General features: G+C 74.6%; 17 protein-coding genes. 5 read left to right on the forward strand and 12 right to left on the reverse strand.

Annotated elements, in window-relative coordinates; all coding sequences use genetic code 11:
* Positions 1-71 precede the first annotated feature (71 nt).
* Entirely contained in the window at positions 72-1,097 is a 1,026-nt protein-coding gene (locus tag ACFC2L_RS06010) for an App1 family protein (protein ID WP_375823377.1), read from the reverse strand.
* 196 nt (positions 1,098-1,293) lie between these two features.
* Here ACFC2L_RS06010 and ACFC2L_RS06015 point away from each other — a divergent pair, with 196 nt between their 5' ends.
* Positions 1,294-1,875, forward strand: a complete 582-nt coding sequence (locus ACFC2L_RS06015; protein WP_375823378.1) for a pyridoxamine 5'-phosphate oxidase family protein — start codon at positions 1,294-1,296, stop codon at positions 1,873-1,875.
* A 35-nt stretch (positions 1,876-1,910) separates the two neighbouring features.
* On the opposite strand, the gene ACFC2L_RS06020 is transcribed toward ACFC2L_RS06015, so the two are convergent.
* The 6 genes from ACFC2L_RS06020 to ACFC2L_RS06045 form a co-directional block, all read right to left on the reverse strand.
* Complete coding sequence (locus ACFC2L_RS06020) at positions 1,911-5,291, reverse strand: discoidin domain-containing protein (RefSeq protein ID WP_375823379.1); 3,381 nt, start codon at positions 5,289-5,291, stop codon at positions 1,911-1,913.
* A 384-nt stretch (positions 5,292-5,675) separates the two neighbouring features.
* Positions 5,676-6,989, reverse strand: coding sequence for a serpin family protein (locus ACFC2L_RS06025; RefSeq protein WP_375823380.1), 1,314 nt, complete (start codon positions 6,987-6,989; stop codon positions 5,676-5,678).
* 21 nt (positions 6,990-7,010) lie between these two features.
* On the reverse strand, positions 7,011-8,321 hold the full coding sequence (locus ACFC2L_RS06030) for a serpin family protein (protein WP_375823381.1): 1,311 nt from the start codon (positions 8,319-8,321) through the stop codon (positions 7,011-7,013).
* Positions 8,322-8,426: 105 nt separating this feature from the next.
* Complete coding sequence (locus ACFC2L_RS06035) at positions 8,427-9,230, reverse strand: ferredoxin reductase (RefSeq protein ID WP_375823382.1); 804 nt, start codon at positions 9,228-9,230, stop codon at positions 8,427-8,429.
* 27 nt (positions 9,231-9,257) lie between these two features.
* A complete protein-coding gene (locus ACFC2L_RS06040; RefSeq protein WP_087470305.1) occupies positions 9,258-9,857 on the reverse strand; it encodes a sulfite oxidase-like oxidoreductase in 600 nt (199 codons plus the stop codon).
* Between the two features lie 39 nt (positions 9,858-9,896).
* Entirely contained in the window at positions 9,897-10,544 is a 648-nt protein-coding gene (locus ACFC2L_RS06045; protein WP_375823383.1) for a TetR/AcrR family transcriptional regulator, read from the reverse strand.
* A 158-nt stretch (positions 10,545-10,702) separates the two neighbouring features.
* Here ACFC2L_RS06045 and ACFC2L_RS06050 point away from each other — a divergent pair, with 158 nt between their 5' ends.
* Together ACFC2L_RS06050 and ACFC2L_RS06055 are read left to right on the forward strand one after the other, a co-directional pair.
* The gene (locus tag ACFC2L_RS06050) at positions 10,703-12,007 is read left to right on the forward strand and encodes a glycosyltransferase (RefSeq protein WP_375823384.1); all 1,305 of its coding nucleotides are present in this window, start codon (positions 10,703-10,705) and stop codon (positions 12,005-12,007) included.
* 20 nt (positions 12,008-12,027) lie between these two features.
* Positions 12,028-12,570, forward strand: coding sequence for a DapH/DapD/GlmU-related protein (locus tag ACFC2L_RS06055; RefSeq protein WP_375823385.1), 543 nt, complete (start codon positions 12,028-12,030; stop codon positions 12,568-12,570).
* A 127-nt stretch (positions 12,571-12,697) separates the two neighbouring features.
* On the opposite strand, the gene ACFC2L_RS06060 is transcribed toward ACFC2L_RS06055, so the two are convergent.
* From ACFC2L_RS06060 to ACFC2L_RS06075, 4 genes are all read right to left on the reverse strand, one after another.
* A complete protein-coding gene (locus ACFC2L_RS06060) occupies positions 12,698-14,140 on the reverse strand; it encodes an L-serine ammonia-lyase (protein ID WP_375823386.1) in 1,443 nt (480 codons plus the stop codon).
* Positions 14,141-14,291: 151 nt separating this feature from the next.
* Positions 14,292-14,918: a DNA-3-methyladenine glycosylase I gene (locus ACFC2L_RS06065; RefSeq protein ID WP_375823387.1), complete on the reverse strand. Its 627-nt coding sequence runs from the start codon at positions 14,916-14,918 to the stop codon at positions 14,292-14,294.
* 88 nt (positions 14,919-15,006) lie between these two features.
* Positions 15,007-15,366, reverse strand: coding sequence for a winged helix-turn-helix domain-containing protein (locus ACFC2L_RS06070; RefSeq protein ID WP_375823388.1), 360 nt, complete (start codon positions 15,364-15,366; stop codon positions 15,007-15,009).
* Positions 15,363-15,824 (reverse strand): hypothetical protein, encoded by a 462-nt coding sequence (locus ACFC2L_RS06075; RefSeq protein WP_375823389.1) that lies wholly within the window; start codon positions 15,822-15,824, stop codon positions 15,363-15,365. The genes ACFC2L_RS06070 and ACFC2L_RS06075 overlap by 4 nt, the downstream gene beginning before the upstream one ends.
* Positions 15,825-15,981: 157 nt before the next feature.
* Here ACFC2L_RS06075 and ACFC2L_RS06080 point away from each other — a divergent pair, with 157 nt between their 5' ends.
* A complete protein-coding gene (locus ACFC2L_RS06080; protein WP_375823390.1) occupies positions 15,982-17,520 on the forward strand; it encodes an ATP-binding protein in 1,539 nt (512 codons plus the stop codon).
* A 19-nt stretch (positions 17,521-17,539) separates the two neighbouring features.
* A complete protein-coding gene (locus ACFC2L_RS06085) occupies positions 17,540-19,249 on the forward strand; it encodes a tetratricopeptide repeat protein (RefSeq protein WP_375823391.1) in 1,710 nt (569 codons plus the stop codon).
* A gap of 112 nt (positions 19,250-19,361) precedes the next feature.
* Here ACFC2L_RS06085 and ACFC2L_RS06090 read toward each other — a convergent pair whose 3' ends face one another.
* Positions 19,362-20,246, reverse strand: a complete 885-nt coding sequence (locus tag ACFC2L_RS06090; protein WP_375823392.1) for a TetR/AcrR family transcriptional regulator — start codon at positions 20,244-20,246, stop codon at positions 19,362-19,364.
* Positions 20,247-20,313: the final 67 nt, after the last annotated feature.

The raw sequence follows: 20,313 nt of genomic DNA on the forward strand, positions 1-20,313 counted from the left end.
AATCACCCGCGAGGACGCGCAGCATCCCGGCGCGCCGGGCGGCCCGGCGCGCGAGGACTCGTCGGCGCGTCCTAGCGGCCCAGAGCCCGGGCGAGGGCGCGGGTGAGGGCGTCGCCGTCGGGGCCGTGCGCCGTCGGGACGCCGCGCACCTCGCCGGGCAGGCTGCCGGGTGCGGGCAGCGGCGAGCCGTGGGCGAGGACCTGCTGCGCGGGCGTGAGCTCGCGGATCGCGACGGCCGCGACGTGGTCGGGGTGCCGGCGCGCGGCGCGCGCGTAGATGTCCGGGTCGTGCTGGCCGTCGTCGCCCACGAGCAGCCAGTCGACGTCGGGCAGCTCCCGGAAGAGGCGGTCGAGCGACGTGTCCTTGTGCTCCGGGCCGCTGCGGAACCAGCCGGTGTTCGTCGGGCCCCAGTCCGTGAGCAGGAGCGGGCCGGGCGGGAACCCGTGGCGCTGCAGGAACCGGCGCAGGTTCGCGGCCGTGTTCCAGGCGCCCGTGGACAGGTAGACGAACGGGGTGCCGGGGCGCTCGGTCGCGATCCCGCGGTAGAGGGCCGCCATGCCCGGCACGGGCACGCGCGCGCTCGAGTGCCGGACGAACGTGTTCCACGCGGCGATGAGGGGGCGCGGGACGGCGGTCACCATCGCGGTGTCGTCGATGTCGGACACGACGCCGAGCCGGCGCCCGTCGGCCACGACGAACACGCGGCCCGTCGCGACCGCGCCCGAGGACGGGCGGAACGTGACGTCGTGCCAGCCGGGGGCGAGCGCGACGTCGATCGTCGCGTCGAGGTAGCCGCTGCGGTCGGAGACGAGGTCGACGGTCGCGTCGCCGACGTGCACGCGGACCTCCTCGCGCGGGGCGGGCGCGGTGAAGAAGTAGCGCCAGCCGCGCCGGTCGGCGGACTCGCGCTCGTGCAGCGCGGGGTCGAACGCGGGGCTCGCGAGGAGCACGCGCGCCAGCACGCGCACGCGCCGCGGGGTGCCGTACCCCGCGAACGGCTCGACGCGGGGGCGCCACCCGCGCGCCTTCTGGAAGCGGGAGACGACGGCGCGCCACCGGTCCTCGATCCGCGCCGCCCGGTGGGGTCGCTGGGTCACGGCGTGCTCGGTCGGGGTCGAGGTCATGGGGGCGCGGCGGTCTCCGGTCGACGTCGGGGGCTGGTCCCCACTGTGTCACACCCCGGTGACGTCGCACCGTCGGGACGCAGGCGCGTCCCGCGCGTCGGGCACCGATGAGATCCGGGCGCGGCCACGGTCCACCCCGACGTCCGACGAGCCTCGACAGGAGCACCCCATGACCGAGACGCCCGCCCCGACCGTCGACCACGGCGACCTGCTCGCCGCCTACAGCACGCCCGAGGCGCCACGGGTGCCGTGGTCAGCCGTCCGGGAGGCGCTCGAGCGTGCGGGGGTGTCGTGGGTGTCGACGGTGCGGCCCGACGGGCGGCCCCACGTCACGCCCCTGCTCACCGTGACGGCCGACGGCGCTCTGTTCTTCTGCACGGGGCGCGACGAGCGCAAGGCGCGCAACCTCGCGGCGAACCCGCACGTCGTCCTCACGACCGGGGCCAACCGGTACGAGGAGGGCATGGACGTCGTGGTGGAGGGCGACGCGGTGCGCGTCACCGACGACGCGACGCTGCACCGCCTCGCGGAGCGGTGGCGCTGCAAGTACGACTGGCACTTCGAGGTCCGCGACGGCGCGTTCTGGGACACGGCGGGCGGCGGCGGGGAGGCGTACGTGTTCGCCGTGCGGCCGGACGTCGTCTTCGCGTACGCGCGCGGGGCCGAGCACACGGCGATGCGGTGGCGGTTCGGCGACGGCGCGCCGTCGACCGGCCTGGGCGCGGCGCGCGCACCGCAGCCCGCCCCGTGAGGCGGGCTGCGGCGTCGATCGGGTGCGGACGGACGTCAGTTGCGCGTGATGGTGAAGGTCGACGTCGTGTTCTCGATGTCCCGGAAGTTGCCCGAGAACGTGAGGTTGGTGAACGTCGCCGTGCCGACCGCCGGGCCCTGGCCCGCCTCCGGCATCGGGTTGGCCCAGATGCCGTAGCCCGACTTGGCGTCGTACCGGTCACCGCTCTTCTTCGCCCCCGTGATGGTGACGTTGGTGAAGGTCGGGTTCTGGAACGTGTTCTGCGGCTGCCCGCCGACGTAGTTCGTCTGGAACATGATCCCGGAGTACGTCGGGTCGATGACGTCGAGGTTGTTCACCTGGATGTTCCCGAACGACTTGGACGCCGAGAACATCCACACGGCCCCGAACACCTGGTCGCCCCAGAAGTGCCCGCCGGAGCGCACCACGGTGAGCCCGTCGAACACGGTGGGCGCCGGGCCGAAGCCCTCCATCGGGTACCCGAAGTCGAGCGAGCTGATCGTGACGCCCGAGTAGACGAGGGTGTCCGCGATGTAGATGTTGCGGAACGTGTTGTCCTGGCCGCCGTAGACCGCGAGGCCTGCCGCACGCCACGTGTTGGTCGACGTGAGGTTCTCGAACACGTTGCCGCGCTGCCCGCTGCCGCCGTTGTCGGTGGCCGCGAAGAGCGCGAACGAGTCGTCGCCCGTGCCGCGCGCCTGGTTGTTGTGCACGTGGTTGTTCGCGCTGCCGTTGGTCATGTTGATCGCGTCCGCGAACGTGTTGCGGATGCGGGAGTTCGTGACCTCCGAGTCGTCCATGTTGGACGCCCAGAACATGCAGATCATGTGCTCGACCCAGATGTTGTCGATCGTCATGTCCTTCACGTTGGCGAAGTCGAAGACCTTGCCCGGGCCGTCGATGCGCGACGTGTAGTTCCCGAAGTACGCGAAGTCGCGGAACGTGGAGCCGTTCGCGCTCGCCTCGGCACGGAAGCCGACGTCGGTGTTCTCCTGGCCCTGCGGCGCGAAGAACCGCGTGAACCACGGCCCGGCACCGACGACGTCGACGCCCTTGCCGTAGACCTGGAACTTGCTCGACGTCTGGTAGTCGCCGGCTGGCAGGTAGACGCCCTTGAGCGTGCCCGTCGTGTCCATCCGGACCTTGTCGAGCGCCGCCTGGACGTCCTGGTGCGTGAAGCCGGCGGGCTGCGTGTACTGCGCCGGGTTCGGGTTCGCCTGCGGCGTCGCGAGCTCGAGGTCGACGAAGTCGATCGCGTACTGGCTCGTGTTGCTCGCCGTCTTCTGGAGGCGGATCGTCGAGCCCGCCGGGACGGTCGTGCCGAGCAGCGTGCTCGCCTCGTCGTAGACGTGCCGTGGCGCGCCCTGGCCCGGCTGGTTGCCCGGGTTGGTCTCGTTGCCGTAGAGCCACGCGTAGCGCGAGGTGAGGTCGATGTTCTTGAGGAACTGCCCGTCGACGTAGATCGCGAGGGTCGCGGTCGTCCCGCCGCCGCCCGCCGAGTCGGGGATGGAGAAGCGGGTCAGCAGGGTGTTCGTCGGGGCCTTGGTGGTCCACTCGACGTACGCGCCGGTCTGGTTGAGCGTCACCGCGCGCCGGCCGGAGGCCTCGCCCGCGAGGTCGCCGACGACGCGGTTGGGCGCCAGCACGGTCGCGCCGCCGCCCGTGACGCCGTCCTCGGCCTCGTAGGTGTCGAACGGCAGGTTGGCGCCGCGCCCGACGAAGAGCGGTCGGGTGGCGGTGTTGTTGGCCTGCTTCGCGGCGACCTCGGTCGAGTCCGGCGCGGCGACGACCTTGACGTCGTAGTTGCCGTTCGCGGCGGTCCACGGGCCGAGGTCGACGCTCGCGCTGCTCGCGCCCGCGGCGATCGCTCCGCTCGCGGAGCCCGTGAGGGTGCGCACGACGGCGCCGGTCGCCTTGTTCGTCACGGTCACGGTCAGGCCGTGCGCGGCCGTCGACGTCGCGACGTTGCCCTGGTTCGCGATCGTCGCCGAGAACGTCACCGTGCCGCCCGCGGACGGGTTGCTGGGCGACCACGTGAGCGTCGGGACGAGGTCCGAGCTCGGGACGGCGGTGACGACGAGCGGGGTCGGGTTCGCGTACGCGTTGTTGCCCTCGTTCTGCTCGGCGACCGTGCCGCCCGCGTCGGCGACCGCGCCGATCGCGTAGCTCGCGGCGGGACGGGCGCCGACGTCGGCCGTGACGGTCACCTGGGCGCCGGCCGCGAGGCCGCCGACCGGCTTGGTCGCGACGGTCTGGCCGTTCAGCGTGAACGCGACGTCCGTCGCGGCGGACGCCTGCGTACCGATGTTCTTCACGACCGCCGACAGCGTGATCGCCTGCGACTCGAGCGGCGAGGCGGGCGTCGCGGTGACGCTCGTGACGACGAGGTCCGGGTTGGGCGCGGCGGTGCCGAACACCTGGAGCTCGGCGACCTGGCCGTTGCCGGAGCCGGTGTTGCCGGTGAAGCGCAGGCGCACGTCCTTGGCCGTGCCCGTGACGGGGACCGTCACGGTGTTCCCCGTGCTCGGCGAGAACGCGTAGCCCGCCGACGGCCTGAGCGTCTGCCACGCACCGGTCGCGGTCGCGCGGCCCTGGACCTCGAAGGTCTGGGTGCGCGGGCCCCACACGGAGGCGGGCGGGAGCTTGACGACGACGTCCGTGAGCTGCGCGGCGGCGTCGAGCGAGACCGTGAGCGTGCTCGGGTACTGGCCGCCCGCGCCCTCCCAGTAGGTCGAGGTGCTGTCGTCGTTCGCGTTCTTCGCCACGAACTGCCACTCGGTCGACGACGCCTCGATCGGCTTGTTCAGCGCGAGGTTGGTGCCGGTCGGAGGCTCCGGGTCGCCGGGGCCGCCCGGGTCGGTGCCGCCGGCCGTGCCGCGCACCTCGAGCTCGGAGAGCTGGCCCGCGGGCCAACCCGTGTTCGCGGTGATCTGCACGCGCACGTAGCGGGCGGACGTGTCCGGCACGTCGATCGTCACGGTGTTCCCCGACGCGGGGTCGAACGCGTACGCCTGCGACGCCTTGATCGTGGAGAAGGTCGAGCCGTCGGTGCTGGACTGCACGCTGAGGGTCTGGTTGCGCGTCTCCCAGCCCGTCGGGAGCTTGAGCACGAGGTCCTCGACCGTGGCGGCCGCGCCGAGGTCGACCTGCGCCCACTGCGGGAACGTGTTGTTGGTCGACTCCCAGTAGGTGCCCTGGTTGCCGTCGGTGAGGTTGCCGGACAGGTACGGCGAGTTGTTGCTGCTCGCCGCCGTCGGCTTGCCGGCGGACAGCACGGTGGGCGCCGCCGTCGCGGTGGTCGTCAGGCCGAGCGGGACGAGCAGGGCCGTCGCCGCCGCGGTCGCGGCGAGCAGGCGGAGCCGGCGCTGCGGCGCCCCGGCGGGTGTGCGGTTCGACGTGCTGGGTCGATGTCTCATCGATGTCCTCGATCTCCCGTCGTCGTCGACGGGCGTCAGGCCGCGCCGAGCGCGACCCCGCGCCGGACCGGACGCCCGGGTCGGAGGACGGGCCACGGCGCACGTCCGGCCGGGGGCCGGCTGGCTCGGGTCAGTACCTTCGAGAATTGCGGTACCGCTGTGCCGCACCGCACAACGGAGTGTTGATTTCTTGCGTCAACACGCAAGAACGCTACTGCCGGGTGAAGGACACGTCAAGAGATGTCGCAAGCACCCGATGCGCCCGGTTCGTCGCCGTCTGTCGAGACAGGGCCCTGGCCTGCGAGGTACAGCCGAGGTCCGACCGAGGCTCTACCTCGGTGGACCACGGGTCTACGTCGGTGGACCGGGGGCACGCCGGGGGAGTCAGTGGCGAGGGTCGCGGATCGCCGCGGTGAAGAGCTGCCAGCCGGTGTCGGTGTGGGAGACGGAGAAGAGATAGGGGCGGTCGACGCGGAAGCTGAGCGGGACGATCTCCGCCTCCGACGACATCGCCAGCGCGCCGATCTCCGTCACGGCCGCCGCGACGGTGCCTTCGGCGTCGACCTGGAGCATCGCCTGCTGCTTCGCCTGCGACACGAACAGGTCCTCGTTGCTGATGCCCCTGAGGTCCGGTGGGTCGACGGGGTCGAACAACCCGCCCAGCCCGGCGGCGGTGAGCGCGGGGAGCAGGTCCGTCGCGCGCTCGACCGGGATGTCGAGGGTCGGCATCGTCAGCGCCACCCGCTGCGGCGTCGCTGCGTCGAGCGCCACGCGCAGCGCGGTCGTGCGTGCCGGCGTGATCGTCGCAGGGTCGGTCCCCTCCGGAGGCAGGACGACGTCCGCGTGGAACCCGTCGACGTAGGGGAGGCGCACGCCGCGCCAGCCGTCGTGCTCGGCGTACGCCCACGACTCGGTGAGCGACAGCGACTCGACGTCCACCTGCTCGGCGGTCGAGAGCCGGAACGGTGCCGGCCGGGTCTCGCCCTCGTCGAACGGCGCCTCCCACCGCGCCGCGAAGAGCACCGCGTTCTGCAGCACGAGGCGGAGGTCGACGTCCGGTTCGACCGCGCTCTTCTCGATGAGCCCGCCCGTGTGGAACCGGACCCAGTCGCTCAGCGGGGCGATGCCCGACGCCGTCCCGAGGTCCCCCGTGTGCAGGACCCCGGCGCCGTAGCCGGTCGCGAGCGCCTCGAGGTAGGTGTCGTGGACCTGTGCCTGGTCGTCGAGCACGACCTGGTTCGCGACGTGCACGAGCGGGGTCTTCGGCAGCTCGTCCTTCTGCACGAGGGCGGGGTCGCCGTCGTAGTCCTGGAGCGCGGCGAGCAGGGCGTTGACGGCGTCGGTCCGGTCCTGCCCGCTCGCGCCGAGCGCGGCGTCGAGCGAAGCGGCGGTCTCGCCGCGCGCGCCCTCCGCGAGCATGGACAGGGCGACGACGGTGCTCGCCGGCGAGACGACGACGTTGCCCTCGCGCGGGGCCGCACCGAGCATCGTCAGGCCGAGCGTCTCGGTCGCGCCGACCACGTCGGGCGTGGCGTCCGCGTCGGAGACCGTCACGACGTGACGTGCCGCATCGGCGGTCGCGAGGGGCAGATCGGGCCCGGCAGGGACGCCGGTCGCGCACGCGGTGACCAGCCCGACGGCGGCTGCCGCCGCCGCGACGGCGGCGCCGGTCCGGACTCTGCTCGTCTGCGGAGCCATGGTGCTCTCGCCGTCCTCTCGTCAGTGGCGGGGGTCGCGGATCGCGGCGGTGAACAGCGGCCACCCCGTGTCCGTGTGCGACACGGAGAACACGTACGGCCGGTCGACGCGCAGCTCGACGACGTCCTCGATCATGGGCGCGGACTCGACGCCGACGACGACCTCCGTCACCGCCGCCGCGACGGTGCCGTCCTCGTCCACGCGCAGCACGGCCTGCTGCCACGCCTGCGTCACCTTCAGACCCGACTCGTCGCTGATGCCGGTCAGGTCGGGCGTCTCCAGCAGGTCGCCGAGCCCGGCTGCAGCGAGCGCGGGCTTCAGGTCGAGCGGTGCCTCGGCGTCGACGTCGAGCGTCGGGAGGGTGAGCGCGACGCTGCGGCGCGAGGTGGCGTCGAGCGCCGCGCGCAGGGCAGCGCTCGTCTCCGGCGTGAGCGTCGCCGGGTCGACACCGTCCGGCGGGAGCACGACGTCGGCGTGGAAGCCTTCGGTGTACGGGAGCCGGACGGCCTGCCACCCGTCCACCTCGGCGTACCGCCAGTCGTGCTCCTGGTGCATCGCCTCGGCGTCGACGTCGGCCCCGTCCGCCAGGACGAACGGGCTCGGGCGCGTCGCCTGCTCCTCGAACGGCGACGACCAGCGCGCCGCGAGCAGCGCGGCGTTCTGGAGCGCGAGGCGGGAGTCGGTGTCGGGCTCGACGGCGGACTCCTCGATCAGCCCGCCCGTGTGGTGCCGGACCCACCGGCCCAGCGGCTCCAGGCCTGCCTCCGAGCCGAGGTCGGTCTCGAGCACCCCCGCGTCGTACCCGGCGGCGAGCGCTTCGAGGTAGGTGTCGTGGACCTGGGCCTGGTCGTCGAGCACGACCTGGTTCGCGACGTGCACGAGCGGGGTCTTCGGGAGCTCGTCCTTCTGCACGAGGGCGGGGTCGCCGTCGTAGTCCTGGAGCGCGGCGAGCAGGGCGTTGACGGCGTCGGTCCGGTCCTGCCCGCTCGCGCCGAGCGCGGCGTCGAGCGACGCGGCGGTCTCGCCGCGCGCGCCCTCCGCGAGCATCGAGAGGGCGACGACGGCGCTCGCCGGCGACACGACGACGTTGCCCTCGCGCGGGGCCGCGTCGAGCATGGTCAGGCCGAGCCGCTCGGTCGCCTCGACGACGGAGGCCGTCGCGGGAGCGTCGGCGACGGTCACGACCCGGCGCTCCACGTCCGCGGTCGTGACCGCGGGCGGCTCGCTCGACGGCGTCGCGCACGCCCCGAGCACCAGGGTCGCGACGGCCACGACCCCGGTCAGAGCGGTCTTGCGCCGCCTGCCGGGCCGATGTGTCGTCCAGGTCGTCATGCCGCCCCCTCGTGGAACTGCCATGGCGCACGCGCCACGCTCACGACCTGACTATGTCGCACGGCGGGCCAGGCTTGCGCACAGGTAGGGCCCCGGGGACGTCCGTCAGTCTCCGGCGGGACCGAAGCGCTCGGTCTTGACCCGCGCCGGGTCGTGGCCGAGCGCGACGAGCTGGCGGGCGACGGCCTCGACGAACCCCGTCGGCCCGCACACGAAGCACGCGGGCTCGATCTCGGCGGGCCAGCCCCACGCCGCGAGGTCGCGTCGTTCGAGGCGACCCGGCCCGCGCATCGATCCCAGCGGCACCGAGCGCGTGTAGACGACCTGGACGTCGAGCCCGTCGTGCGCGGCGGCGAGCCGGTCGAGGTCCGCGACGTACAGCCGGTCCTCGGGGCGGCGGACGGAGTACACGAGCCGGAACGGGGTCCGGTCGCCCGCGTCGCGGCGCGTGCGGAGCATCGCCATGAGAGGGACGAGCCCCGACCCGCCCGCGGAGAGCAGGACGGGCGTCCCGCCGTCGCGCTCGGGCGACCACACGAACCAGCCGCCGACCGGCCCGCGCAGCTCGATCGCGTCGCCCACCGCGAACACGTCGGTGAGGTAGGTCGAGACCTCCCCGCCGGGGACGCGCTGCACGGTGACCTCGACGCGCGCGGGGGAGCCGGCGTCGGGCAGGGACGCGCGCGTCGCCGTGCTGCCGATCGAGTAGCTGCGCTCGGCGGTGTAGCCGTCGGGCGCGGTGAGGCGCAGGTCGACGTGCTGACCCGCCAGGTGCCCGGGCCAGGCGGGGACCTCGAGGACGAGCGTCCGTGCGGACGGGCTCTCCGCCCACGCGTCGACGAGCGTCGCGATCTGCCAGCGCGACGGCGTCGCGTACCGGGCACCGAGGCGGACGGGCGCCTCGGTCATCGCGCGACCGCGATCGTCCCGCGGGCGCTAGTCACCCTGGTACCTCTGCTCGCGCCACGGGTCGCCGAGGTCGTGGTAGCCCAGGCGCTCCCAGAAGCCCTGCCGGTCCATGGGCATGAGCGTGATGCTGTTGACCCACTTGGCCGACTTCCAGAAGTACAGGTGCGGCACGAGCAGCCGCGCCGGGCCGCCGTGCACGGGGTGCAGCGGGGCGCCGTCGAACGTGTGCACGACCCACGCCTTGCCGCCCAGCAGCTCGGCGACGGGAAGGTTCGTCGTGTACCCGCCGTAGCAGCCGATCATCGCGAAGTCGGCGGTCGACTCGACGTCGGCGAGGAGAGTGTCGAGCGAGACGCCGCGCCACGACGTCCCGAACTTCGACCACCGGGTGACGCAGTGGATGTCGACGGTCGGCTCGTCCTGGGGGAGCGCCATGAGGTCCGACCACGACCACGCGTGCGTCGTGCCGGTCTCGGTCGTGACGTCGAGCCGCCAGGTCGCGGTGTCGACGCGCGGTGTGGGCCCCGCCGAGAGCACGGGGAACCCGGTCTCGACGTACTGGCCCGGCGGGAGCGCCACGCCCTGCGGGCGCGGCCGGCCGTGAAAGCCGGGGGTGAGCGTGCTCATGGCACACGGTAGGCGCGGTGCCCGACGGCGCGCCAGGGCTCAGGCGTCGGCGTCGTCCTCCGGGGGCGCCGCGACGAGGCGCACGACGCCGTCGCGCAGCCAGGCGCGGTACCGCTCGCCCGACCAGCCGGCGCCCGCGACGAAGTGCGTCCAGCCCTCGGGTGCGAGGAGGTAGGACAGCGACTCGGCCGCCTCGTCCCGCGGTGCCCGGGGGCGGAACCCGTGCGCGGCGAGCACGTCGACGCTCGCGCGCAGGTCTGCGCGGCGGCGTTCGAGGAGCGCGTCGAGCTCTGCGGTGACGGCGTCGTCGGAGCGCGCCGCCGAGGTGAAGGCGGACCACAGGCCGGCGACGCGCTCGTTCGCCGCCGCGACGAGCGCGACGAGGCCGTCGAGGAACTCCTCGGGGTCGGTGGTGCCGGCCACCGAGCGTCCCTCGGGCCGCTCGCCCAGGGACTCCTGGCCCTCCGACCCGGCGAACGTGAGCTCGAACGCGGCGAGCAGCAGGGCGCGCTTGGGGCCGTGCGCCTTCACCGTCTCGAGCGAGACGCCTGCGCGCGCGGCGACGCGCGCGAGCGTCGTGCGCTCGTAGCCGTGCTCGGTCAGCTCGTGCGCGGCGGCGCGCACGACCCGTTCGCGCGTGCGCGCGGCCTGCTCGGTGCGGAGGTCGGACGTATAGGCACGAGGCACCACTATTGACTACCCCTTGAAGGTGATGAATACTCCTGACGGTTGATCGATCTTCTCACACGCCGTCTCCCCACCGGCGTCCCTCGCGCAGACGGCCCGGTCCTGCGCCTTCCCGTCCGACCGGCGCGACGCGCGCCGCCACGAGAGAGGCCCCACCGATGGCCACCGTCCTGCTCTGCTCCACCCCGGTGCACGCCCACGTCACCCCGCTGCTCGCCGTCACCCGAGCGCTCGTCGCCCGCGGGCACGACGTCCGGTTCCTCACCGGCGCCCGGTTCGGCGCCGCCGTCGAGGCCGCCGGCGCCGAGCACGTCCCGCTCCCGGCCGCGGCCGACTTCGACGACCGCGACCTCGCCGCCGCGTTCCCCGGCCGCGCGGGGCGCACCGGGCTCGACGCGATCCGCCACGACATGCTCGAGATCTTCGTGACGCCCGGCGCGGCGCAGCACCGGGCGGTGCTCGCGTCCCTCGCCGAGCGCCCGGCGGACGTCGTGCTCGTCGAGCCCCTGTTCCTCGGCGCGATGCCGCTCGTCTCGGTGCCCGCCGACCGTCGACCACCGGTGCTCGCGCTCGGGATCTTCCCGCTCGGGCTGAAGAGCGACCACACCGCGCCGTTCGGCCTCGGGGTGCTGCCCGCGCGGGGCCCCCTCGGTGTCCTGCGCAACCGTGCGCTCCACGCCTTCGTCGAGCGGGTCGCGTTCGCCGCCCCGCAGCGCGCGGCGCAGGACATGGTCCGAGCGGCGGGCGGGGAGCCGAGCGGCACGTTCTTCCTCGGCTGGCCCGCCGACGCCGACGCCGTCGTGCAGCTCACCGTCCCCGAGCTCGAGTACCCCCGGCCCGACGTCGCGGCCCCCGTCCGGTTCGTCGGCCCGCCGCGCCCGGCGGCGGGGAACGGCGACCTCCCCGCGTGGTGGGGCGACCTCGACACCCGCCGGCCGGTCGTGCACGTCACGCAGGGGACCGTCGCGAACGAGGACCCGACCCAGCTCCTCGTCCCCACGCTGCGCGCGCTCGCGGGCGAGGACGTGCTGGTCGTCGCGGCGACCGGCGGACGGCCCGTCGGGTCGCTCGGGCCGCTCCCGGCGAACGCGCGCGCGGCCGAGTACCTCCCGTACGACGCGCTGCTCCCGCGCACCTCGGTCCTCGTCACGAACGGCGGCTACGGCGGGGTGCACCACGCGCTGCGGCACGGCGTCCCCGTGGTCGTCGCGGGCAAGACCGAGGACAAGGCGGAGGTCGCCGCACGCGTCGCGTGGACCGGCGCGGGCGTGCGGCTGCGGACGAGCACCCCGCGCCCCGGCCAGGTCCGACGCGCGGTGCGGCGCCTGCTCGCCGACCCGTCGTACGCCCGCGCGAGCCAGCGCCTCGGCGAGCACATCGCCGCCTCGCCGGGCGAGGCCGGCGTGGCCGACGTCGTCGAGGAGGTCGTCGCCGCCCGCGAGGCGTCGCGCGCCGTCCGCTGACCCGGAGGCAGGATCGGGGGATGCCCAGCGACCTGCTCATGCGCATCCACGGCCCCGAGTTCCGCGCCATGTCCGAGAGGGTGCTGCGGGCCACCGAGCTCACCTCCCGGCTCAACGTCCTGCCGTTCGACGACGAGGACGGCCGGGCGCGGCTGCTCGCGCAGATCCTCGGCCGCCCGCTGCCCCCGAGCGTGACGATCTACCCGCCGTTCTTCACCGACCACGGGCTGAACCTCGACCTGGGGGAGCGGGTCTTCGTCAACCAGAACTGCACGTTCCTCGACTACGCCGGCATCCGGCTGGCCGAGCGCGTCATGGTCGCGCCGAAGGTCACGTTCGTCACCGTCGGGCACCCGGTCGACACCGACGACCGCAAGGTCTGGCTCACCGGCGGGCCCATCGACGTGCACGAGAACGTGTGGATCGGCGCCGGGGCGACGATCCTGCCCGGCGTGACCATCGGCCGCGACGCGGTCGTCGCAGCCGGCGCGGTCGTGGCGGACGACGTCCCGGCGCGCAGCCTCGTGACCGGCACCAAGGCGTCCGTGCGCCGCACCTGGTGATTCGCGCTCCGGCTCGGCACTCGGGCTGTCGGTCGTGCTGGAGCCTGTGCTTGCTCCGCTGCGCTCCGGCTCGGCACGCGGGCTGTCGGTCGTGCTGGAGCCTGCGCTTGCTTCGCTGCGCTCCGGCTCAGCACTCGATGACGTTGACGGCGAGGCCCCCCGTCGAGGTCTCCTTGTACTTGGTCGACATGTCGACGCCGGTCTGGCGCATCGTCTCGATGACGGTGTCGAGCGAGACGACGTGCGAGCCGTCGCCCTGGAGGGCGAGGCGCGCCGCGGAGACGGCCGTGCACGCGGCGATGGCGTTGCGCTCGATGCACGGGACCTGGACGAGCCCGCCGACGGGGTCGCACGTGAGCCCGAGGTTGTGCTCCATCGCGATCTCGGCCGCGTTCTCCACCTGGGCGGGCGTCCCGCCGAGCACGGCGCAGATCGCGCCCGCCGCCATGGAGCACGCCGAGCCGACCTCGCCCTGGCAGCCGGCCTCCGCGCCGGAGATGGACGCGTTGCGCTTGTAGAGCGCGCCGATCGCGGCGGCGGTGAGGAGGTAGGTGCGCATGGCCCGACGTCGGCGCGCGGGGTCCGCGGCGACGTCGGGGTGGGTGCGCAGGAAGTGGCGTCCGACGGCGGGGATGATGCCGGCGGCGCCGTTCGTCGGGGCGGTCACGACGCGGCGCCCGTCGGCGTTCTCCTCGTTGACGGCCATGGCGAACGCCTGGAGCCACTCGATCGTCGTGTCGGCGCCGCGCTCGTCGGCCAGCTCGAGACGCTCGCGCTGCGCCCGCGCCCGACGGCGGACCTGGAGGCGGCCGGGCAGCACCCCGTCGCGCTCGAGCCCGGCGTCCACGCACGCGCTCATGGTGTCCCAGATCCGGTCGACGCCCGCCTCGACCTCGGTGGCGGGGCGCAGTGCGGACTCGTTCGCCCACGCGAGCGCCGCGATCGAGGTGCGCTCGCGCTCGCACAGCGCGAGGAGCTCGGCGGCGTTGGCAAAGGGGAACGGCACGCCCGTCGGCTCCGTCCCGGGGTCGATCGCCTCGCCCGCGAGCTCGGCGCCGACCTGCGCCGCCTCGTTCGCGGCCGCGGACTCGAGCGCCGCGGCGGTGAGCACGAACCCGCCGCCCACCGAGTAGTACGCCTCCTCCGCGAGCGGCGCCCCGCTTGCGTCGAGCGCGGTGAACCGCATGCCGTTGGGGTGGCCGGGCATGCGGGTCAGCGGCGCGAGGCGCACGTCGTCGCTCGTCATCGTGATGCGGTGCCGGCCCAGCAGCGTGACGGGCGCCCCGTCGCCCAGCTTCTCCCACGAGCCGGGGACGCGCGCCGGGTCGCACGTCTCGGGGTCGAGGCCGAGCAGCCCCGCGACGACGGCGTCCGGCGTGCCGTGGCCGACGCCCGTCGCCCCGAGCGACCCGCACAGCACGACCTGCAGGCCGGCGACCTCGCCCAGCGCGCCGCGGTCGTCCAGGGCCGCGACGAACGCCTTCGCGGCCCGCATCGGCCCGACGGTGTGCGAGCTCGACGGACCTACGCCGACGGAGAAGAGGTCGAGGACGGACACGTACGCGCTCATGAGGCCATCGTCGCACCTCGTCTCACCATGTGGTCGGCGCCAGCGAGGGCCGCGCACGGAGATGCCCGACGGGTCTGCTCGCCCTGCCGGCACCGGAGTCGCGGGCCGTCCCCCGGGGAGGAGGGCGGACCGCGGTGCGGCTCGCCGCTGCTCACGGCCGGTGCAGCACGACGGGGCAGGTGGCGAGGTGGTCGTCCACGAGGCCGCACGCCTGCATCGCGGCGTAGGCCGTCGTCGGCCCGACGAACCGGAAGCCCAGCTTCTTGAGCGCCTTCGAGAGCGCGGTCGACTCGGGGGTGAGCCCCGGGACGTCGCCCCAGGTCGCGGGGCGCTCGCGGCGGGCCGGTGGTGCGAACGACCAGATCAGCTCGTCCAGCGTGCGCCCGCTCTCCTGGAGCACCAGGAGGGCGCGCGCGTTGTCGATCGTCGCGGTGATCTTCTGCCGGTTGCGGATGATGCGGGCGTCGCCGAGCAGGCGCTCGACGTCGGGCTCGTCGAACGTGGCGACGGCCTCCGGGTCGAACCCTGCGAACACCTCGCGGAAGGCGGGGCGCTTGCGCAGCACGGTGATCCAGGACAGGCCGGACTGGAACCCCTCGAGCGCCAGGCGCTCGAACAGTGCCGTGTCCCCGTGCACCGGGACCGCCCACTCGGTGTCGTGGTACTCCTCGTAGAGCGGGTCCCCGTCGCCGAAGCAGCGGGCGCCGGGACCGGGGGCGTCGGCGGGCGCGTCGTCGGGCACCGCGAGGGGTGTCGACGCGGTCGTGTCGGTCGTCATGCGTCCACTCTGCCCGGTCCCGCCGACACGGAGGCGCCGTCCGGCGCCCGCTGTGGACGGGGGCCGCGGTGTCCGGGCCTGTGCACGGTCAGGCTCCCGGGGACGGCGCCGGAGGCAGCCGGAGGTCCGCGATGGCACGCAGCGCGTCGAGGTGCGCGGCGAGCGCGTCGCGCCCGGTGCTCGTCAGCCGGACCCACGTGCGCGCGCGACGACCCGAGCGCTCCTTGGAGATCTCCACGTACCCCGCGGCCTCCAGCACCGTGAGCTGCTTGGACAGCGTCGGGTCGGAGAGCTCGATGGTGTCGCGCAGGGTCTTGAAGTCCGCCTTCTCGACGCCGGACAGCGCCGCGACGACCGACAGGCGCACGGGGGAGTGGATCACCTCGTCGAGCGTGTGGCGGGGGTGGTGCTCGACGGCGTCGTCGGCGGCGCCGCGTCCGGCGGTCACGCGGACGCCGCCGCGTCGCGCGGTGCGGGCAGCCAGGCCGCGAGGAGGAGCGGGACCGCGCTGACGAGGGCGGCGGGGACCCAGAACGCGACGTCGCCCGCGAACCGGTCGAGCCCGACGAAGAGCGTCGCGCCGTAGACGACGGCCCACGAGCCGGCGCCGAGGACCAGGCGGCGGCGCGTGCCGGCGGCCATGCTGCCCTGGCGCGCGGCCCACGTGACACCCGCCGTGACGATCACGGCCCAGGCGCTCATGCCCACGACGAACCCGATCCGCCCGCCGAGGCCCAGGGCGAGCACGAGGCCGACGCTCGCCGCCGCCCAGCCCGAGAGGTAGAGGCGGACCCAGCGCCAGCCGCGGGTCCGTGTCGAGGCGGCGAGCCGTGCGGCGTGCTCCAGCGCGGAGGTGGCCTCGGCCGGGCTGGGGGCGGGGCGGGCGGTCGTGTCGTCGGTGCTCATGGATGCCATCCAAGCATCTACTTTCCATTGCGGCAAGCAGTTGCCTCGGGGAGTTGTGCCGATGGTCGGCGTCACCGGTCCGGGGCACACTGTTCCCGGCCGGCCGCTCTCACGGGTGCACCGGCGTCGTCGTCCCCGCCCGACCCGAGGAGCACCCATGTCCGACGCCCTGGCCGCGCTCGCCGCCGCGGTGGCGGCCGCGCCGTCGAGCGCCCCGCTGCGCGTCCACTACGCGAGCCTCCTGCTGGCGGCGGGGCGTCCGGTCGAGGCGCTCGAGCAGGCGAGCGCCGCGCTGCGGATCGACCCGTCGGACGGCGAGGCGCTGCGCCTCGTCCAGGACTCGGCCGTCGCCGCGGCGACGGGAAGCAGCCCCGTGGCCGACCGGCCCGCGACGGCACCCGCCACGCCGCCGGCCCCGGTCGCCGGGCTGCACGCGCCGGCGTCCGCCCCCGGCGGCCTCGACGACGGGATCATCACGGGCGTCCCGTCCGACACGACCGTCCCGCGCGCCCCCGGTGCGCCCGCGAACCCGACCACGGGGATCCCCGCCGAGCCCGTGCAGCCTGCCGTGCGCGGCACCCCCGCGGCCCCGGGCCCCGCGGCGCCGTCGGGCATCGACTGGGACCGGCTGGAGCACGAGGTGGGCGTCCACGTCCCGGCCCCGTTCGTCGAGCCACCGGCCGTCGAGTCACCGGCCGGCGAGGTGCCGCCCCGCGAGGGGCCGCCCCACGAGGACGGCGGCGGCGTCCCGGCCCCGGGCGGCCAGCCGTTCCTCGTCCCTGCGCGCGACGACGCCCCCGACGACGGGTCCGGGCTGCTCGAGGTCTCGCGCGAGACGGTGACGCTCGCGGACGTCGGCGGCCTGGAGCCGGTGAAGCAGCGCATCCGTGAGGCGTTCCTGGAGCCGATGCGCAACCAGGCGATCGCGAAGGCGTTCGGCAAGTCCCTGCGCGGCGGGCTCCTGCTCTACGGGCCGCCCGGGACCGGCAAGACGTACATGGCGCGGGCCGTCGCCGGCGAGCTCGGCGCACGGTTCCTCACCGTGACGCTCGCGGACATCCTCGACAAGTACATCGGGGAGAGCGAGCAGAACCTCCACGCCCTGTTCCAGCGGGCGCGACAGCTCGCGCCCGCCGTGCTGTTCCTCGACGAGGTCGACGCGATCGGCGGCAAGCGCGCGCAGTACTCCGGGTCGTCGGGCATGCGGACCGTGGTCAACCAGCTCCTGCAGGAGATGGACGGCATCGGCTCCGACAACGACGGGCTGTTCGTCCTCGGCGCCACGAACCACCCGTGGGACGTCGACACGGCGCTCCTGCGGCCGGGGCGGTTCGACCGTGTCGTGCTCGTGCTGCCGCCCGACGAGCCCGCGCGCGAGGCGATCCTGCGCCACCACCTCGCGGGCCGCCCGGTCGCGGGGATCGACCTGCGCGCGGTCGTCCGGCGCACCGAGGGCTTCTCCGGCGCCGACCTGGAGCACCTCGCGGCGACGGCCGCGGAGAAGGCGATGATGGACTCCATCGCGACCGGGCAGGTGCGCCCGATCACCATGGCGGACCTGGAGGCGGCGCTCGCGGACGTGCGCCCCTCGACGACGGCGTGGCTCCAGTCCGCGCGCAACGTCGTCACGTTCGCGAACAACGACGGCCGCTACGACGACCTCGCCGCGTACCTGCGCGCGCGGCGCATGCTCTGAGCCGCGGAGGCACCCGACCGTGACCACCACGACCGACCCGCGCGCCGTCGCCTCGCGCGCGGAGCTGCTCGTCCAGATGGGGCGACCCGAGCGCGCGCTCGACGAGGTCGACGACGCGCTCGCGAGCGTGCCCGACGACCCGCGGCTGCTCCTGGCCGCCGCCTGGGTGCGGCTGCACCTGCAGCGGTCGGCCGAGGCGCTGCCGCTCCTGGAGCAGGTCGTCGGCGCGCAGCCCGCGGCCGACGGCGCGCTGCACCTGCTGTCGGTCGCGCGCCAGAACACGGGCGACGTGCAGGGTGCGCGCGAGGCCGCGGCGAAGGCGCTCGAGCTCGACCCCGACGACGCGCGGTACCACCTGCAGCTCGCCGACACCCACCTGTCGGGCCGGGTTCGCGGTGCCGACCGGAGGCTCGCGCGCGAGCGCATCGACGGTGCGCTCGCGCTCGCGCCCGAGGACCCCGACCGGCTCGCGCAGGCGGCACGGCTGTGGTCGCGGCTCGGGGACGACGACCGGGCGCGCACCCTCGTGCGTCAGGGCCTCGCCGTCGCCCCGGAGCACGAGGACCTGCTCTACCTCGACGCGGCGCTCGCCCTCGACACCGGGCGCAGCGCGAAGGGGTACAGCAGCGTCCTCGCGATGAACCCGGAGCACGCCGAGGCCGGCTACCTGCTGCACCTCAGCGTGTGGCAGCAGGTGCTGCGCCTCGTCGAGATGCCGGTGCTGCTCGTCGGGGCGGTCGCGCTCGTCGTCACGTTCTCGATGGGCGACGCCTCCGTCGGCAGCGTGCCGCTGTGGGGGATCGTCGTCCTGCTGTGGACGGCGATCACGGCCCTGCGCGTGCTCCCCGTGCTCCTCCAGGTCCCGCGCGGGCTGCTGCGCCGCACGCTGCGCCAGACGCCGTTCCGGGGCGGGACCGTCGCGGCGGTCGTCGTGGGCTGGGTGGGCGTGCTCGCCGGGCTCGCGCTGCTCTACGTGGTGCGCGACGCCGTCGTCGTGCGCGGGTTCCTCGTCGCCCTGGGCGCGGTGCTCGCGGTGACGACCGTGACGTCCGCCGTCCTGCACGCGGCCATGCTCAGGCAGACGCGCGACCTGGGGTACCTCCCGCCCGGCCCGGCGGGCGCGGCGCGGATCGCCGGGCTGCGCTCGGGTCTGCGGGGGGCCGCGGTGCGTCGCACGGTCGTGCTGGGGATCGTCGCGGTCGTCGTCGCGGCGATCGGGCCGGGGGCGCTCGCGCGCGAGGACGCGCGTCCGGTCGCGGCGCTGGCCGCCGTGGCGTTCGTGCTCCCCGTGCTGGTCGGGCTGTGGGTCGCGTGGCGGGTGGCGGCGCAGCAGCGTGCGACGTCGGACGAGCGCCCGTCCGTGAGCGCCGCCGCGGCGGTCCGCGCCGGGCTGGGCGCAGCGGTCCTCCTCGTCCTGACGGCGCTCCTCGCCCTCGGCGGCGTCGCGGCCGTCGTCGCGCTGCCCGTCACGCCGAACGCGCACGACGCCGACGGCCGCTACGTCCAGTCGCCGAAGGCCCCGCGCGACCCGGACTCGGAGGTCCAGGAGTGCGGCGGCCGTCCCGCGACCCGTCTCTCCTGCATCCAGGAGAACAACCGCATCCGCCAGGAGGAGCTGCGCGACCGGATGGAGGGCATCGACATCCCGAGCATCGACGTCCCGACGCTCGACCTGCCGGACCTGCCCGACGTCCAGGTGCCCGACGCCCCGGTCCAGCCGACCCCCTGACCGGCCCTGTGACCGGCCCCTCGACCGGCCCCTCGACCGGCCCATTGACCGGCCCTTTGACCGGCCCTGCGCATCGACGACGTCTCGCCCTCGGACCCGGCAGCGTGGCCGGTCAGTCGCGGTCGGCGGCCCCGCGCGCGGCGGCGCGCCGGGCGACGAAGGCCTCGATCCCGTCGAGGAGGATGTCGAGGCCGAATCCGATGTCGCTCTCCCAGTCGTCGGGCTGGACGGCCGTCGGCGTCCAGGTGGAGAGCGCCCCGGTGAGCGCGGGGTAGGTCTCGGGGTCGACGAGCCGCGTGAGCACGAGCTCGTAGTCGGCGTACGGGTTGGCGGCGGCGACCGCGTCCGCGTCGAGGTCGGCCTCGGGGGTGTCGGCGGGGAGGCCCTGGGCGCGGCGCACGGCCTCCGCGGCCGCGCGCCGGGTCTCGACCTGGACGCGGCCCTCGCCGAGCACGTGCTGGGCGAGGAGCCCGACGACCTGCAGCTTCTCGTCCACCGTCAGGTCGAGCGGTGCGAGGATCGCGAACGCGCGATCGATCCAGCGCAGCCGGTTCGGGCCGACCTGCGCCGTCGTCAGGGGCAGGTCGAGGAACCACGGCCGCGCGAGGACGCCCGCGATCTGGGCGCGCGTCCAGGCCTCGAGACCGGCGCGCCAGTCGCCCTCGTCGTACGGGGGCAGTGCGAGAACGTCGGCGGCGGCGTCGGCCATGAGGACGAGGAGCTCGTCCTTGCTCTCGACGTACCGGTAGAGCGCCATCGGCGTGTAGCCGAGAGCCTCCGCGACGCGAGCCATGGAGACCGCGGGCAGGCCCTCGGCGTCGGCGAGGTCGACGGCGGCCTGCACCACCTGCTCGACGGTCAGCGCGGGCTTGGGGCCGCGTCGCGGCCCCGGGACGCGACCCCAGAGGCGTGCGAGCACGGGCGGGAGGTCGTTCGCCGCGACCTGCTCCTCGGGGGATGCGAGGGCGCGTCGCTCGGCGGGGTCGGTCGGGGTCATCGCGCCATCCTCCCGCGGGCCTTGACCGCCCGCGAAACCGTGTCTACCGTACACAGAAACAGTAGAT

Source organism: Cellulosimicrobium sp. NPDC055967 (genome assembly GCF_042269845.1).
Taxonomy (GTDB): domain Bacteria; phylum Actinomycetota; class Actinomycetes; order Actinomycetales; family Cellulomonadaceae; genus Cellulosimicrobium.